This is a genomic window from Cupriavidus sp. CER-90 (genome assembly GCF_057652055.1).
In genome coordinates, this window is the sequence record NZ_JBYGYM010000001.1 from 1,066,880 (window position 1) to 1,083,224 (window position 16,345).

Annotated in this window: 16 protein-coding genes; 2 read left to right on the forward strand and 14 right to left on the reverse strand. The window is 66.5% G+C overall.

From position 1 onward, the window contains the following. Positions 1 to 36 precede the first annotated feature (36 nt). Entirely contained in the window at positions 37 to 309 is a 273-nt protein-coding gene (locus tag AC24R4_RS04790) for a hypothetical protein (RefSeq protein ID WP_487522376.1), read from the reverse strand. A 163-nt stretch (positions 310 to 472) separates the two neighbouring features. On the opposite strand from AC24R4_RS04790, the gene ppk2 reads away from it, so the two are divergent. Continuing rightward, positions 473 to 1,291, forward strand: coding sequence for a polyphosphate kinase 2 (gene ppk2 / locus AC24R4_RS04795; protein ID WP_400397092.1), 819 nt, complete (start codon positions 473 to 475; stop codon positions 1,289 to 1,291). A gap of 48 nt (positions 1,292 to 1,339) precedes the next feature. Here ppk2 and AC24R4_RS04800 read toward each other — a convergent pair whose 3' ends face one another. The 13 genes from AC24R4_RS04800 to AC24R4_RS04860 form a co-directional block, all read right to left on the reverse strand. Continuing rightward, positions 1,340 to 1,735 (reverse strand): hypothetical protein, encoded by a 396-nt coding sequence (locus tag AC24R4_RS04800; RefSeq protein ID WP_487522377.1) that lies wholly within the window; start codon positions 1,733 to 1,735, stop codon positions 1,340 to 1,342. Between the two features lie 46 nt (positions 1,736 to 1,781). Then, positions 1,782 to 2,369, reverse strand: coding sequence for a hypothetical protein (locus tag AC24R4_RS04805; RefSeq protein WP_487522378.1), 588 nt, complete (start codon positions 2,367 to 2,369; stop codon positions 1,782 to 1,784). 16 nt (positions 2,370 to 2,385) lie between these two features. Next, a complete protein-coding gene (locus AC24R4_RS04810; protein WP_400396926.1) occupies positions 2,386 to 2,823 on the reverse strand; it encodes a glycine zipper domain-containing protein in 438 nt (145 codons plus the stop codon). A 48-nt stretch (positions 2,824 to 2,871) separates the two neighbouring features. Further along, complete coding sequence (locus AC24R4_RS04815; protein WP_487522379.1) at positions 2,872 to 4,338, reverse strand: efflux transporter outer membrane subunit; 1,467 nt, start codon at positions 4,336 to 4,338, stop codon at positions 2,872 to 2,874. After that, the gene (locus AC24R4_RS04820; protein WP_400395628.1) at positions 4,335 to 7,508 is read right to left on the reverse strand and encodes an efflux RND transporter permease subunit; all 3,174 of its coding nucleotides are present in this window, start codon (positions 7,506 to 7,508) and stop codon (positions 4,335 to 4,337) included. The genes AC24R4_RS04815 and AC24R4_RS04820 overlap by 4 nt, the downstream gene beginning before the upstream one ends. After that, positions 7,505 to 8,755: an efflux RND transporter periplasmic adaptor subunit gene (locus AC24R4_RS04825; protein ID WP_487522380.1), complete on the reverse strand. Its 1,251-nt coding sequence runs from the start codon at positions 8,753 to 8,755 to the stop codon at positions 7,505 to 7,507. Before AC24R4_RS04825 ends, AC24R4_RS04820 begins: the two co-directional genes overlap by 4 nt. A 50-nt stretch (positions 8,756 to 8,805) precedes the next feature. Further along, positions 8,806 to 9,060, reverse strand: coding sequence for an RNA recognition motif domain-containing protein (locus tag AC24R4_RS04830; RefSeq protein ID WP_487522381.1), 255 nt, complete (start codon positions 9,058 to 9,060; stop codon positions 8,806 to 8,808). Positions 9,061 to 9,182: 122 nt separating this feature from the next. Next, entirely contained in the window at positions 9,183 to 9,554 is a 372-nt protein-coding gene (locus AC24R4_RS04835) for a response regulator transcription factor (RefSeq protein WP_487522382.1), read from the reverse strand. 129 nt (positions 9,555 to 9,683) lie between these two features. Next, a complete protein-coding gene (locus AC24R4_RS04840) occupies positions 9,684 to 10,307 on the reverse strand; it encodes a response regulator transcription factor (protein ID WP_487522383.1) in 624 nt (207 codons plus the stop codon). Between the two features lie 6 nt (positions 10,308 to 10,313). After that, positions 10,314 to 11,210 (reverse strand): sensor histidine kinase, encoded by an 897-nt coding sequence (locus AC24R4_RS04845; protein ID WP_487522384.1) that lies wholly within the window; start codon positions 11,208 to 11,210, stop codon positions 10,314 to 10,316. Between the two features lie 16 nt (positions 11,211 to 11,226). Continuing rightward, complete coding sequence (locus tag AC24R4_RS04850; RefSeq protein ID WP_487522385.1) at positions 11,227 to 11,793, reverse strand: BPSL1445 family SYLF domain-containing lipoprotein; 567 nt, start codon at positions 11,791 to 11,793, stop codon at positions 11,227 to 11,229. A gap of 533 nt (positions 11,794 to 12,326) precedes the next feature. After that, complete coding sequence (locus AC24R4_RS04855) at positions 12,327 to 13,274, reverse strand: DUF2950 domain-containing protein (protein ID WP_487522386.1); 948 nt, start codon at positions 13,272 to 13,274, stop codon at positions 12,327 to 12,329. A 35-nt stretch (positions 13,275 to 13,309) separates the two neighbouring features. Beyond that, positions 13,310 to 14,824, reverse strand: a complete 1,515-nt coding sequence (locus tag AC24R4_RS04860; RefSeq protein ID WP_487522387.1) for a DUF3300 domain-containing protein — start codon at positions 14,822 to 14,824, stop codon at positions 13,310 to 13,312. A gap of 258 nt (positions 14,825 to 15,082) precedes the next feature. Between AC24R4_RS04860 and AC24R4_RS04865 the strand changes: the two genes are divergently transcribed. Next, positions 15,083 to 16,081: a hypothetical protein gene (locus AC24R4_RS04865; RefSeq protein WP_228770744.1), complete on the forward strand. Its 999-nt coding sequence runs from the start codon at positions 15,083 to 15,085 to the stop codon at positions 16,079 to 16,081. Positions 16,082 to 16,345 lie beyond the last annotated feature (264 nt).

Consider the following 16,345-nt stretch of genomic DNA (forward strand, 5'->3'; position numbering starts at 1 on the left):
GTGCGGCGGATTGCGAGCGGGGCAGCGGGCACGCCATCAGGCGACCTGGCGCCGGCGCGCGATCAGGAACACGACGGCGCCGGCGGCGAACAGCACCACGCAACCGATCAGCCAGTCGCGGGCGAGCACATTGACCAGATAGCGCGGCGGGTCGCTGCCGGTCCGGAACATCTGCACCTCCAGGCCGCGCATTGCCAGCCTGAACAGGTTCAGCTTGTCCGGCATCTGCCCGCTGGGATCGCTGAAGAAGATGCCCAGCACGGCCAGCCACAGCGCCCCCGCCATCATAACGACACCGCATTTATGCATGATGGCAAACTCGAACAGGTTCTCCAGCTAGAGTCAGCCAAGCACCGGCGCAAAGCAATTGGTCCTTGGGCCAAGCATTGGACCAAGGTCCATTGCCAAAGCCCGACCCAGTGTCCAGATTGATACTCGGGGAAAGTGTCCCATCCACACTCTGGGAGCTGACATGGCAAAACAGGCACGGCGCGCCGAAAGCGAGGCGGAGGCGGGCACCGCATTGAGCCGCAAGGACTATGACGAGGCGCTGGCCGGGCTGCATGTGGAACTGGTGCACATGCAGAACTGGATCAAGGCCAGCGGCACCAAGGTGTGCATCGTCTTCGAGGGGCGGGACGGCGCCGGCAAGGGCGGCACCATCAAGGCCATCACCGAGCGGGTCAGCCCGCGCGTGTTCCGTGTGGTGGCGCTGCCCGCACCCACCGAGCGCGAGAAGAGCCAGATGTACATGCAACGGTACATCCCCCATCTGCCCGCCGCGGGCGAAGTGGTGATCTTCGACCGCAGCTGGTACAACCGGGCCGGCGTGGAACGCGTGATGGGCTTTGCCAGCGAGGAACAGGTGGACGTGTTCCTGCGTGCCGTGCCGCTGATGGAACGCGCCATCGTCGGGTCCAACGTGCTGCTGCTCAAATACTGGCTCGAAGTCACGCCGGAAGAGCAGACACGCCGGCTGCAGTCGCGCATCGAGGACGGGCGCAAGACCTGGAAGCTGACGGACATGGACCTGAAGTCGTACAGCCGCTGGTACGACTACTCGCGCGCCCGCGACGCGATGTTCGAAGCCTCGGATACCGACTTTGCCCCGTGGCACGTGGTGCGCTCCGACAACAAGCGGCGCGCCCGGCTGAACATCATCAGCCACCTGCTCGACTCCGTGCCGTACGAGCGCATCAAGAGCAAGAAGGTCACGCTGCCGGCGCGCCAGAAGTCGGGCAACTACAAGGCGCCCGACTATCCGTACCGCTACATTCCCGAGAAGTTCTGAACCCGCCGCCCGGCGGCCGGGGCCAGGCGCCCCGCCACCGGACGTCGGTCAGTCCTTGATCATCGTCTTCTTCCAGTCGCCGTCCGATTGCTGGCAATACCAGCCTGTCCAGCGTTCCGGCTGCCGGCCCGGCTGCCGCAGTTCGCTGCGCACCTTGCGGCAACGCTGGCCATTTTCCGTACGCGTCTTGAGCGGCGTGAACGTGCCATCCGTGGCCTTGCTCTTGGCGTTGCTGGTGCTGGCGTCCAGGTGGAACGGCACGCTGGCACCGTCATCGGATTCCGTCAGCGTCTTCCCGAATGCGGTGCGCAGCGCCGCCACCTGATCCTTGTCCAGCGTGCCGATGATGGTGCCGCTGAGGAAGTGATCGTAATACGCATGCGCTGGCCAGGCCAGGCCCAGCAGCGCGGCCGCGCACAGGCCATGCCATTTTGCACTGAACATCGAGGCTGCCTCCTTCACTGCTGGCCAGACTGGATCGGGAACGCCGCTACTTCGCCGCACCCGGTGTGACCGACACCGCGACTGCCTCAGTATAGACAGCCTGCACGCGGTCACCCTTCTTCACGGCCTTCATCTGCTCGGGGTCTTCCACCAGCAGATCCACCGTGTGGCCACGCGGCCCCTTGACCGTGACGATGTTCTTTTCCTTGTCGACCTTGACGACCTGTGCCACCACGGTCACCTCGCGCCCCACCCGGCCACCCGGCTTGGCGCCGGGTTCGGAACGCTCGGAAATCTCGCGTTCCTGCATGGTCGCTGCCCCGCTGCCCTTCTTCAGGCTCACGGTCAGGGCCTCCGTGTACTCGACGGCAACCTTGTCGCCCACGCGCAGCTGGTCGAAGTTGCGCGCCTCTTCGCCCACCGTCATGTCCACGACCTTGCCGGCCTGGGTCTTGAGTGTGACCTTGCGCGACGCGGCGTCGATGGCGGTGATGGTGGCGTTGACCTTGGCCGTGCCGGTGGCCGTGGTCTGCCCGGGCGACCGTTGCACGTCCGTCTTCACGTCCGGCTGGGCGTATGACACTGCCGACAGGCTCAGCAGCACTGCAGCGGTAATGGCGACTCGCTTGAACATATGACGTCCTCCCTGGTTATTGGATCGTGTAGCCGCGCCCCTGCATGCAGGCCGAATACGCGCGGTAATAGGTATTCATGGCGCCGGACTGCTGCGATTGCGCGTTGGCCTGCGCATTGCGCTGGTTCTGCCGTGCGCGGTGGCCACCCGCCATCGTGCCCACGGCCGCGCCGGCTGCGGCGCCCTTGCCGGCATCGCCCGCAATGGCGCCAATGACCGCACCGCCCGCCGCGCCGCGCGCCGCGCCGCCCACCCGCTCGCCGCCGCCCACGGCCGGCCCGCTGGGCGCGGGCGGCGGCGCGGCGGCAACCTGCGCCGGATCGATGCCGGTGTTCGACTTGGCCCACGAGTAGCAGTAGCCGTCATCCTCCTGCTGCGTGGCCTGGCTTTGTCCCTTGGCCGGATAGGCGATGGGTTTCGACTGTGCGAGGGCGCCGGCGCTCAGGCCAACCATGACGGTGGCGGCGAGCAACGCGGCCGGAATGCTGGATCTGGACATGAATCACTCCTTGGCGGGGCTGGCCGGCTGGTTCACGCTGGCCTGGGGTGCGCTGTCGACGGGCCACCCGCCGCCCAGCGCCTTGTAGAGCTGGACCAACTGGCCAAACTCCGTGCCACGCAACGTCGACTGTTCGAGTTGCGCGGAAAACAGCGAACGTTCGGAATCGAGCACCTCGAGGTAGCTGGTGTAGCCGCCTTCGTACCGGTCGCGCGCCAGCAGTGCGTAGCGCGACAGCGCATCCACCTGGTCGTTCTTGGCCAGGAGCTGGCTGCGCGTGTACTGCACGCCGGCCAGCGCATCGGCCACCTCGCGGAACGCGGTCTGCACCGCCTGCTGGTAGCCGTAGAGCGCCTGCTTCTGGCGTGCCTCGGCCTGCTTCACGTCACCGGCAATCGCACCGGCGGTGAAGATCGGCACGCTGATCAGGCCACCATACGACCACGCCCTGGACGAACCCACCCACAGTCCGGAGAGCGCGGTGCTGGCCGCGCCGAACATGCCGGTCAGCGAAATCGTCGGGAAATACTGCGCGCGGGCGGCGCCAATCTGCGCGTTGGCCGCCACCAGCGATTGTTCGGCCTGCAGCAGGTCCGGGCGCTGTTCCAGCAGCGAGGACGGCAGGCCCACCGGCACCACCGGCAGAATCAGTTCGTCGATCGACTTGCCACGCGGCATGGCGCGCGGGTTGTCGCCAACCAGCACGGCCAGCAAGTCTTCCTGCTGTGCCACCAGTTGCCGGAACTGCTCGACCGAAGCCTGGGCCGACGCATACTCGGAGCGCGACTGCGCATACTCGACCTCCGACACCACGCCGCCCTGGAACCGCTCGCGGAACACCTGCAGCGCGCCCTCGCGGCTGGTCAGCGTGTCCTGCGCGATACGCAGGCGGTTGTCGAGGTCGCGCAACGTGATGTAGCCGCTGGCCACCGCCGCCACCACGCTGATCTCCGTGCTGCGGCGCGCCTGTTCGGAAGCCGCCCACTCCGCCCGCGCCGCTTCGGTCATGCGCCGGATGCGCCCGAACAGGTCGAGCTCCCACGACGCGTAGACGTCGGCCTTGACCGAGTTGAACGGGTTGTCGATGGGCAGCAAGGTGCCGCTGCTGGTGCTGATGCGCTGCCGGCTGCCGCCCGCCTCTGCTCCCACCTGCGGGAACAGCCCGGCCCGCGTGGTCATCACGCGTCCGTAGTATTCCTCCACGCGCGCCGTGGCAATCAGCACGTCGTAGTTGTGCGCGCGCGCCGTGGCGATCAGGTCGTCGAGCACCGGATCCCCGATCTGCGACCACCAGTATTGCGTGGTGACCACGTCGGCCGCCTGCGGCGTTTCGGGCGCGAAGCGGTAGGTCTCCGGTACCGCCACGTCCGGGCGCACGTAGTCCGGCCCCACGGTGCAGCCGCCGGCCAGCAGCGTCATCGCCGCCAGCCCCGGCACCAGGGCTCGCGCCCGCAAGCCGCGCGGGCTCATAGCGTGCCTCCGGAGGGTGCCGCGGGGTCGGTGCCAGGCCCGGCATCCTTCCCGGCCTGCCTGGCGAGCTTCTTCTTGCTCTCGCGCTCCAGCCCCCAGAAGAACATCGGGATAAAGAAGATGGCGATCACCGTGGCGCCAAGCATGCCGCCGATCACGCCCGTGCCCAGCGACTGGCGGCTGGCCGCCGACGCGCCGCTTGCGATGGCCAGCGGGATACAGCCGAGGATGAACGCCAGCGACGTCATGATGATCGGGCGCAGCCGCATCTTGGACGCCTTGACCGCCGCGTCATACGGGCTCAGCCCCTCCTTGACGCGCATCTCCACCGCGAATTCGAAGATCAGGATGGCATTCTTGGCGGCCAGGGCGATCAGCACCGTCAGGCCGATCTGGAAGTACACGTCGTTCTCCATGCCCCGCATCAGGATGCCCACCAGCGCACCGAACAGCGCGAACGGCACGGCCAGCAGCACCCCGATCGGCAGCGACCATTTCTCGTACTGCGCCGCCAGGATCAGAAACACCATCAGCAAGGCGAACGCGAACACCATCGCCGCCGTGGACCCGGCCTTCTTTTCCTCATAGGCCTGCCCGCTCCACGCATAGCTGTAGCCCGGGCCCAGCACCTCGGCGGCCACTTCCTCCATGGCCTGCAGCGCCTGGCCCGAGCTGTACCCCGGCGCGGCATCGCCGGTGATCTTGGCCGCCGGGAAATTGTTGAACCGCGTCACCAGATCGGCGCCGGCCACATAGCGCGCCGTGGTCACGGCCTTGATCGGCACCATCTCGTTGCGCGAATTGCGCACGTACACCTTGTCGATATCCTCGGGCTTCGACCGGTACTCGGGCTCGGCCTGCAGGATCACCTGGAACAGCCGGCTGTTCTTCGGGAACTGGCTCACGTACAACGACCCGAACATCGTCTGCAGCGCGGAGTACACCTGCTCCACGGGTACGCCCTGCGTCTCGGCCCGCTCGCGGTCGAGGTCAACCAGCAGCTGCCGCGACCGCGTGTTGATCGTCGTGCTCACGCCGCGCAGCTCCGGGCGCTGCCGGGCCTTGGCGATGAACGCGCGCGTGCGTTCCTCCAGCTGCTGGTAGGTGCCGTCGCCGGTGCTCTGCAGCCAGAATTCGAAGCCGCCCGTGGTGCCCAGCCCCGGGATCGACGGCGGATTCACCGGAATCACCAGCCCTTCGCGATAGGTCGAAAACTCCTTGTTGGCCTGCGCGATCAGGTCGGCCGCGCTTTCGCCCTTGCCGCGCTCATGGAAGCCCTTCAGCGTGATGAACAGCGTGCCGGCGTTCGACTTGTTCTGCGAGTCGATCAGGCTGTAGCCGTCCGGCACCGCCACCGATTTCACGGCCGGCTGCTTCTCGAACCACTCGGCGGCCCGTTTCGATACCGCGCCGGTGCGGTCCAGGCTGGCCGCGTCGGGCATGATGACCGCGCCGAGCAGATAGCCCTGGTCCTCCACCGGCAGGAACGATGACGGAATGCGCATGAACATCAGCACGGCGGCCACGATCAGCGCGATGACGATGCCCACCGAAATTGCCGTGCGCCGGATCACGGCCTGCACCGTCGCGCCATAGCCTTCCACCAGCCGGTCGAAACTGCGGTTGAACCAGCGGAAGAAGCGGTTCTTCTCGTGGCTGCCCGGCTTGAGCAGGATGGCCGCCAGCGCCGGCGACAGCGTCAGCGCCACCACCCCGGACAGCAGCACCGATACCGCCAGCGTGATGGCGAACTGCTTGTATAGCTGGCCCGTGATGCCCGACAGGAACGCCACCGGGATGAACACCGCCAGCAGCACCAGCACGATGGCGATCACCGGGCCGCCCACTTCGTCCATGGCGGCCTTGGCGGCCTCCTTGGGCGGCATGTGGAACTCCATCATGTTGCGCTCGACGTTCTCGATCACCACGATGGCGTCGTCCACCACAATGCCGATGGCCAGCACCATGCCGAACAGCGTGAGCATGTTCACCGAGAAGCCGAACGCGGCCATGGCGGTGAACGTGCCGATGATCGACACCGGCACCGCCAGGATCGGCACCAGCGTGGCGCGGAAACTCTGCAGGAACAGGTACACCACCAGAATCACCAGGATCACCGCGTCGCGCAAGGTGTGGACCACCTCGTTGATCGACTCATGCACGAACTCGGTGGTGTCGAGCGCGATTTCGTATTCCAGGCCCGGCGGGAATGTCTTCTTGGCTTCCTCCAGCGCCTTGCGCACCTGGCCGGCCACGGCCAGCGCATTGGCGCCCGGCTGCTGGTACACGGCCAGCAGCGTGGCCGTCTTGCCCTTGTAGCGGCTGCGCAGCGAGTAGTCCTTCGAACCCAGTTCGGCGCGGCCGATATCCTTGAGCCGCACCAGCGCGGCGTCGCCCGATGCCGCACGCAGGATGATGTTCTCGAACTCGGCCGGCTCGGTCATGCGGCCCTTGGTGGTCACCGGGAACGTCTGCTTGACCGGCTCCGACGTGGGCGAACTGCCGATGCGCCCGGCCGAGAACTGCTCGTTCTGGTTGGCCACCGCGGTCTTGACGTCCTCGGCCGTGATGCCGAGCTGCGCCATGCGGTCCGGCTTGAGCCAGATGCGCATGGCGTAGTCCGGCGTGCCGAAGATGGACGACTGGTTGGCACCCGGGATGCGCTTGAGCGAATCGAGGATGTAGATGCTGGTGTAGTTGTCGACGAAGGTCTGCGGGTAGCTGTTGTCGGGCGAATAGACGGCAATCACCATCATGAACGCCTGCGACCGCTTTTCCACGGTCACGCCCTGCTTGGTCACGGCGTCGGGCAGGGTCGGCAAGGCCAGGTTGACGCGGTTCTGCACATCGACCTGCGCCAGTGCCGGGTCGGTGCCGATCTCGAAGTACGTGGTCAGCGTGATATTGCCCGTGGACGAACTGGTGGACGACATGTACAGCATGTTGTCCGCACCGTTCACCTGCTGCTCGATCGGCGCCGCCACGTTCTGCGCCACCACTTCCGAGCTGGCGCCCGGATACGTGGTGGACACCGTGATGCTGGGTGGCGTGATGTCCGGAAACTGGGCGATCGGCAGGTTGAACAGCGCCACCATCCCGCCCACGACGATGATGATCGACAGCACCGACGCAAAGATCGGGCGGTCGATAAAGAAGTGGGACAGTTTCATGACGCCGCACCCTTGCCGGCTTCCGCCCCACCGGGGGCACCCGGCGCCGCCGGCCGCGCGGGCGGCGCCGACGGCGGCACCGGCGATGGCCCGTCGCTGGCCTGGCGCGGCGCCGCCGCCACCGGCTTGACCGGCGCGCCCGGCGCGAGGCGAATCGCACCATCGACGATCACGGTATCGCCCTCACGCAGGCCCGAACGTACCACCCAGTTGCCCTGCGACCATTCGCCCACGTCGATCACGCGCGACTCGGCCTTGTTCTCCTTGCCCACCAGCCAGACGGACTGGCCGCGCTGGCCCTGCACCACGGCTTCCTGCGGCACGGTGATGGCCTTGGTGCGCACCGCGCCGATCAGTCGCACGCGCACGAACTGGCCCGGACGCAGCATGCCCTTGTTGTTCGGCATTTCGGCGCGGATCAGGTAGGTGCCGGTCTCGGAGTTGAACGACGCATCGGCGAAGGCGATACGCCCGCGCTGCGGATACGTGGTGCCGTCGGCCAGCACGATCTCCACCTCCATCGCGCCGCGCTCGGGCATGCGGATCGTGCCGGACGCGGTCTGCGACTGGTATTGCAGCACCTCGTTCTCGGACAGGCTGAAGTTGATCCAGATGGGATCGAGCTTGGCCACATAGGTGAGCAGGCTGTTGGTGGCGTCGATATAGGATCCCACCTGCTTCTTGGCGTAGCTGGACAGGCCATTCACCGGCGACGTGATCGTCGTGTAGCCGAGATTCAGCTTGGCGTTGGTGACGTTGGCCCGGGCCGCTTCCACGGCGGCGGCGGCGGCCTGTTCCTGGCCGGTGGCTTCATCGAGGTCCTTCTGGCTCAATGCGTTCTTGGCCGCCAGCGGCTTGACGCGCGCCAGGTTGGATCGCGCGGTGGTCAGTCGGGCCTGCTGCTGGGCCAGTTCGGCCTGCGCGGCATCGAGCGCGGCCTGGAACGGCTTCTGGTCCATGCGAAACATGACCTGGCCGGCCTTGACCATCGCGCCTTCGGTGTAGAGGCGCTGCTCCAGGAAGCCACTTACGCGGGCCCGGATTTCCACCTGCTGGGAACTCTGCGTTTCGCCCACGAACTCGTAGGTCAGCGGCACGTCGTGCAGCGCCACCTTGACCACGCCGACTTCGGCCACCGGGGGTGCGGCCGGCGCCTTGGCCTCCTGCTTGTGGCAGCCGGTCACCGCCAGTGCGGCCAGGACCGGCAATGCCCACCGACCGCGCTTGGATACCAGACCGCTTGCCATCGTCGTATCTCCTGCCCGCGCCGGCCGAGGGCCACGCGAGACTTGTGCGATTACCTGAAGTGTTCGCGCAGGATCAGCGCATTGATCTTGTGGCCATTCCAGAACACGCCGTGGATGCGTGGGACGAGCTGCTGCAGCGCGCCGATGTCCACCGACCGGAACGTCAGCGTCATCGACGGCCGCGTGCCGTCGCCCTCCTGCCGCTCGATCTCGTCGGGCGCCGGAAAGCCGTAGCGGCCAAGGAATTCCTTTACCTGCTCCGCCGTGGTGTCCGGGTGGAGGTTGGAAATCATCAGTAGCGACATTTGCCGGTCCTCCTGTTCGACCCGCGATACACGCGTATGGCAGGGTGACTGCCGCGCGCCTTGATAAGAGTGTGCCTGCTGCGGCCTGAATGACAATTGGACCAAGGACCAAAGGCATGGGGCTAAGGCATCACGCTACGTACCAGATCCACCAGCTGTGCAGCGTCGAAAGGCTTGCGCAGATAGCCGACGGCGCCCGCCGCCAGGGCCTTGTCGCGTGCCTCGGGCACCTCGTGGGCGGTGATGAAGATCAGCGGCAAGGCCAGGCCGGCCAGTTGCTGCTGCACTTCCAGCCCGTCGATCCCGGGCATGCAGACATCGAGAATCACGCAGAACGGCCGATAGACCGGCCTGCCGTGGATGCGGGAAAGGAAATCGGCGCCGCTGGTAAAGGTGTCGACCGTGATGCCCGCGGCACGCAATAGCCGCGACGTGGAGCGCGCCACTGACGCGTCGTCGTCGACAACCACCACGAAGTTTCCCGTAGCACCCATTTGCACGTTGCGCAGCCGATCGTAAGCACGTACTGATTAGGCTACGAGACAGGCGCGGCGGGCGATATTGGCCCATGGTCCAGCGGGTGCGCGGGATTTTGCGCCACACCGGCGCGGGAAGGGCCGTGCTCAGGCGGCCGGATCGGCCACCATGCCCATGCGGTCGGCAATGCGGACGAGTGCCGGCAGGGAATCCACTTCGAGCTTCTGCATCACGTGGGCGCGATGCACCTTGATGGTTTTCTCCACCGTGCCCAGCCGGTTGGCCACCTGCTTGTTCCGGAATCCCGTCACGATCCACGCCAGCACCTCGCGCTCGCGAGGCGTCAGGCGGTCGATCTTCTTCTTCAGGTCGCGCAATTCGCTGGCCTGCGCAAACAGCCGCGCGGCGCAGTCGCAGCCCTTGCTGACTGCGGCCAGCAGCTGCACGTCGGATACCGGCTTTTGCAGGAAGTCGATGGCGCCCGCCTGCATCGTCAGCACCGCGCTGGCCACGTCGGCATGCCCGGTCAGGATGATGACCGGAATCCGGCTGCACAGCGCCTGCTGCAGGTCGATGCCGCTGATGTCGGGCAGCTGCAGGTCCAGCAGCATGCAGCCGGGCGCGTTGTCCAGATCGGCTTCTTCCAGGAACTGGCTGGCTGACGCAAACCCGGCGCTCAGGTAGCCGTGCGCGCCCAGCACACGGCCCAGCGCGCGCCGCACGCTATCGTCATCGTCAACGATGTAGATGGTGATCCTGGTTGCGAGCATGGAGTCTTACCTCCGGGAAAATGCAGTCCTGAACCGCGCCGCAACCACCGCATGTCCGCGATGATGGGCCGTGGCCGAGGCCGACAGCTCGGTGCGCAGCAGGCATTCGAACGTCATGCCCCGGTCGCTGTTCCGGATGGCGCGCAGCCGGCCGCCATTGCGTTCCATGAGTGCGCGGCTGAACGACAGGCCCAGGCCCATGCCCTTGGGCTTCGAGGAAAAGAACGGCCGGAAAATCTTGTCGAGGTCGCCCTCGGCCACGCCGCAGCCGTTGTCGCGCACGGTCAGCTTCAACAGGCCGTCCTGCGCCGATGCGCCGACCGATACCTTGCGCGCACCACGTGCGTGCGCTGCCTCCACCGCATCCAGCGCATTCACCAGCAGGTTCAGCAGCACCAGCTGGATTTCCATCGGGTCGCCCACGGCGCGCGGCAACGCTCCATCCGTCGTACCATCCACGGTCACCTCGCGCGTCCGGGCTTCGTCGCGCACCAGGTCCAGCGCACGCGCGATCACGTCGCCAATCTGGAACGGCACCAGGTGTGGGGCCTCGCCGCGGATCAGGGCCCGCACGCCCTTGACGATGTCGCTGGCGCGCGAGGCGTCGCTGACGATGTCATCGAGGATGTCTCGGATCTCGCCCTGATCTGGCGTGCCCGACATCAGGTATTCGCGCGCAGCCTGGGCGTTGCTGGTGATGGCAGTCAGCGGCTGATTCAGTTCATGTGCCAGCGACCCGGCCAGTTCGACCATGCCGGGGCGGCTGGCGATATCGGAGAAAGGACTGGTATCGATCACGCGCAGCGTATCGCCCCGCCGCCGCGGTACGGCGCGCGGTCGCGGCAGCGCGCCCGTCGCCAGCGCGACGGACGCCCCCAGCAGCAAGATCGTGACCCATCTCATGGTCAGACACGCACGCTCAGATATCGAGCTTGCTGATCTTGGTGCCTTCCAGCGACAGATTGGCCATCAGCCCCGCGTTGGTCAGCACGAATCCGACGATGGGCGCGCGGGTCGTGTTGGTGTCGACTTGCCCGTTTGCGCCGATGGTCGCCAGCGCCACCGATCCGTCCACGCCTGCGGTCCAGCCCTTGCTGGCCTGGAACGCCTGTAGCGCGTCGTCGGTCATGAACATCAGGATGAGCGCCTTGGACTGTGCGCCGGCCTGCAAGCCGAACGATGCGGTCGTGGTGCGGTAATAGCCCACCGGCGCATTGTTCACCCGCAGCGACCCTTCGCCATACTCGGCACCGACGATAAAGCCCGCGGCCAGGATCTTGGGAAAGACGAGTATGCCCTTGGCCTGCTGCGACAGCGCCTGCGCCGAACTGGCAGACGAGAACAGCTTGCTCATGGTGCCGTCCACCCCGGCATCGATCTCGCGCCGCTTGGCCGCCGCATCGCTGCCGGACATGTTGGTGGTACAGGCAAACAAAGCCGGCGCCAATGCCAGTGAAGGCAGGCTCATGAACAACCGTCGATTCATTATGGTCTCCCAGACAGAACGGGGAGCCAGCCAGGGCGAGCGGGCCCTACGACGGGCAGCGGCCAACTGCGGGCCGCTGCGCCCAGATCCATGGAACGTCCCTGTGCGTGACTACCCCACGCCAAACACGATTGATGCTTATTGCTTTTTCTGGATATTCCGTTAGTGCCCTATCAAAGTAGGTCGATGGCTTCACGATTGCAATCTTTACTTCTCTTGATCCGTAAAGATGAAACACGGCCGAAAAAAATATCAGCACACGCCGTGGCTGACATTAATCTGGCGTTCATATTGAAGCGCCCGCCGCGGTACCCGATACTGCCCGGCAGGACGCTCACTCCATACTTTTCGCGGCATCTCGCCGGAATTCAAAAGCCTGCTTAGCATCCGCCGGCATGCCAAACAAAATTGGCACGCCGGGTGCGCGCCAATAGCCAAATAAGGACAGCCGAAAGACAAAATGCCCTGGCCCGGTGTTTTCACCGGCCAGGGCATTGTGCGGATCGAACGCGCAGCCGGCGCGGGCCGCCTGCCTAGTCGGCGTTGCCCGATGTCACGGGCTGCAGCAGTTCGGGCGCCACCTTGCTCCATCCCGAGCCAGGATCGAACGTATCGATGGCGGCAGCCCGCTTGCCGGTGTCGCGGCCGAGGTCGCGCTCGTAGACCTGGCCGTCGTGGCTGACCATGAAGCTTTTGATGCCGGTATCGCCATAGCGGGCGGGCCATGCCAGCACCGCAAACCCGCCGAACAGCTTGCCGTTGACCAGATACGTGTACTTGCCGCCCGGGGCGGTCGGGCCCTGCCCGTTGAGCAGCTTGAAGCGATAGCCGTTATAGCCGTCCGATGCACTGCGATGGCTCGACACGGCATCGATAAACGCCGGCCCCAGCGGGCTCTCCGGTTCGCCCGCTTGGGTGGGCCAGTAGAGCCCGTCCTTCTTGCCCGGCGAACTGACCAGCTTGCGCGCATAGACCGTCAGGCCATTGCCTTCATGGTTGCCCAGCGCGTAGTCGTGCTGGGCGTCGTAGATCGCCAGCATGGTCTGGATGGTGGACAGTTCGTTCCGCCCGATGCGCCGCAAGCGGATCTCGTCGATGCCCTGCTTCGCATCGAAATGCCAGCGCCCGTTGGCTGCCTTGACCAGCGGTATCGGCAGCGTCCAGCCATTGTTGCCCACCACCACGCGCGCAGTGCCGTCTTCGCCACCCTCGATGCGGTGCGACTCGCTCCAGGCCGACAGGAAGCGATATCGCTGCTCCGCGCCCACCGGCGGGATCAGGCGGCGGGACGCCGGGCCCAGCAGCGCCGTCATGGCCGCGTCATTGCTGGTGGCCACGGCGTCACCAAACGCATTCATGGCGGCCTCGGGCGTATCGAACGGTTTCTGGGCCTGCGCAGCCGACATCAGCGCCGCGCCCAGCACCAGCGGCAGGACGTTACGCGCGATGCGCGACGGCAGGATTGCTTTCATTGCACGCATGCCTGACACCTCGTGGTTGTCATCGCCATTTCCCGCTACCGGCGGCCGCCGCCGCCGCCGCGCCCACCGCCGCCGCCAAATCCGCCGCCTCCACCGCCCCGGCCGCCTCCGCCACCCTGGAAGCCACCGCCACCACCGCGGCTGGCACCGCCGCCCTGGAAGCCGCCACCGCCGGCACTGCGCTGGGCTGCGCCCTGTCCGCCGCCGTAGCCGCCACCCGAGCTGGCACGACCGCGATCGAAATCGCGCTGCGATGTTGCGCCGCTGCCGCCCACGCCCTGGAACGCGCTGTCCCGGCCGCCGCCACTGTAGCTGGTGCGATTCGCGCCAGCGCCGCCGCGATCGCCGGCGCCCCCGCGATCGGTGGACATCCTGTCGCCAGTACTGGCGCGGTCGCCGCCCACGCCCTGACCCCGGTCGCCCGCGCGGTCGCCGCCACGGTTGCCGCCCCGGTCGGCCGAGCGGTCGCCGGCGCGGTCGCCGGCCCGGTCACCAGCGCGATCGCCCGCGCGATCCGCACTGCGGTCGCCGGCCCGGTTGCCGGAGCGATCTCCCGCGCGATCGCCGCCCCGGTCTCCCTCGCGGCCCCGGAAGTCGTTGCGCCGGTCCGCGCCCCCGACGTTGTTGCCGAATTTCTCGCGCGTGGCGTTGTCGCGATAGGCCACGCCCTTGCGGTGGCTGGCATCGTGCTTCCACTTGCCGCCTTCGACGCTGTTGCGGTTGAAGTTGCGGTCGATGTTGGTGGCACGGTTCACGTTGATGTTCACGTCGCCGCCGCCCCAGTTGCAGTTGCCGAAGATCGCGCCGGCGGCCGCCAGGCCCACGCCCCAGGCAAACCCGGTGGCCAGCGCGGCGCCCGGATAGTAGGCCGGATACGGCGGCCAGTAGTAGGGCGGATAACTCGGATAGCCCCAGCTGCCGTAGGCCGTCGCCGGGTTGTACGCCGGCACGTAGATGACCTGCGGATTGGCGGGCTCGATGACGATCGTCTGCTGCGAGCCGCTGCTTTGCGTGGCCGGTTGGACCGTCACGTTTTGCTGCTCGTTCGACTTCAGGTTGCCGGACTGCTGGGCCTTGTTGCGCAGCCGCTGCACGGCCGCCAGCACGTCCTTTTCCTGGGCCAGGAAGGCATCGCCAAGCTTCTGCGTCCAGTCGAGCTTGTCGTTCATCGGCTCCAGCACCTGCGGAAACGCCACCAGCGACTTCACGCTGACATCCCACGGCTGGTCCTGCACGGCCTTCACGGCGGCGTCGCCCTTCAGGCTCGAATTCGATTTTTGCCAGCGCGCGGCCTGCACGATTTCCAGCGGATAGGTCGAAGCCATCAGCACCTGCGACAGCACCGAATCCGGATATAGCGCGATGGGCGCCACCAGGGCCTCGATTTCCTCGGGCTTGAAGGTCTGCTGCCCCGCTGTCGCCTGCGCGCCCTGCGCGGGCGGCTGTGCCGGCGCCGGCTGCTGCCCGGGCGCCGGCTGCGCCAGGGCGCTGCCCGTGGAAACCAACAGGCCGGCAAGCATCCAGTGGCCGATGCATCGCATGCGCCGCATTTGTTGCCCGCTGCCACCCCTCATGGCATCCCTCCGCAAAATGGTGCCGACGTCCCCTTCTCCGGCTGTCAGCACAACATATAGATGGCCGCCAGACGCGCCGCAATGGAACCTTGGGCCAATAGGCCGCTTGCCGGACCCGCTATCGGGTTGTCCATACGGCTTTGGTCCAATTCGCAAGCCGCCCCGCGCTGGCGTACGCTTTGCAGCATTGCCGAACGCCGCCGGGCCTATCCGGCCGACCCCCCAATGGGCCGCATGACGCTTCCAGGATCCGGTTTCGTCCGTCGGCGCTGCCTGACTGCGCTGGTGGTCGTCGTGCTTGCCGTGCTGCTGTGGGGCGGCGCGGGGCCCGCGTATGCGCAGCAATCTCCCGATTTCCAGGTGGTGTTCGGCCCGGCCGTGCAGCGGCAGGCCAATGCGGTGCTGACCCTGATGAGCTTTTCGGTGGTGCCCGACCTGGCGTCCAGTTCGCTGTCGATCTCCAACGGGCAGACCGCCAACCCAGGCATCATCATGTCGCAGCTGGGCGGCGGCTTCACCCTCAGCAAGTCCACGCCGATCTATATGGAAGGGTCGATCGCCTACAGCCGCTACGACCCCACGTTCGTGGCGTCCAACGGCACGGAGTCGCGCGAACTGCCCACCCGCTGGAACACGGTAGCCGGCACAGTCGGTATCGGCTGGGACTTCCCGTTGACCGAGAGCAAGGAACTGGTGTTCCGTCCGATCTTCAATGCCTCGCTGGGCAATGTGTCCAGCGACCTGCGGCTGGCGCAAGGCTTCGTGAACCGCAAGACCGATCGCACCATCAACTTCCTCGACGGCGGATCGCTCAATGCCTATGGGCTGGGCGGCTCGGTGATGATCGACTGGGAACACTACCGGCCCGAGCACGACATTGACGTCGAACTGCGCTACACCAATATCCACCTGAAGAGCTTCGGCGGCTCGTCCGATGCGGTGCAAGGCTCGGCCATCGCCCAGACCGCCAACCTGTACGCGCGCTGGCGCGCCCCGACCGGCTATTTCGCAATGGACCGGCCCGTGCGCTATGTGATGGAGCTGTCGCACTCCCACTACCTCGGCGCGCAGGCCGGGGCGCTGGGATTCAACTACCTGACCACGCTCGGGTTGGGCCTGGAACTGGACACCACGGCGCACGAAGTCTTCGTCACGCGCGTGCGGGCCGTGGTGCGCTACGTGTTTGGCAACAACGTGTCCGGGGTGTCGCTGGGCCTGGCCGCCAGCTTCTGATCCCGCTCACCCCTCCCGTGGCCCGCACCGTCTGACTGGCTCGGAAACCTCCGAGTCAGTCATTCTTTGTGAGATTTTCGAAGTTCTCCGAAATATCTCTTCCGTCCCGATCTTCGATTGACCCACCGTAGCCGGATGGCTTACGTTGGCGCCCGTTGTTGAAGAAACACAGGCGCCGGGCCGGGTCATGTCGATGCCGAACACGCATCCGCCCGCCCATAGCCAGCCATCGCCCCCAGCGACCAGCAAGCCTCCGCGTCACAC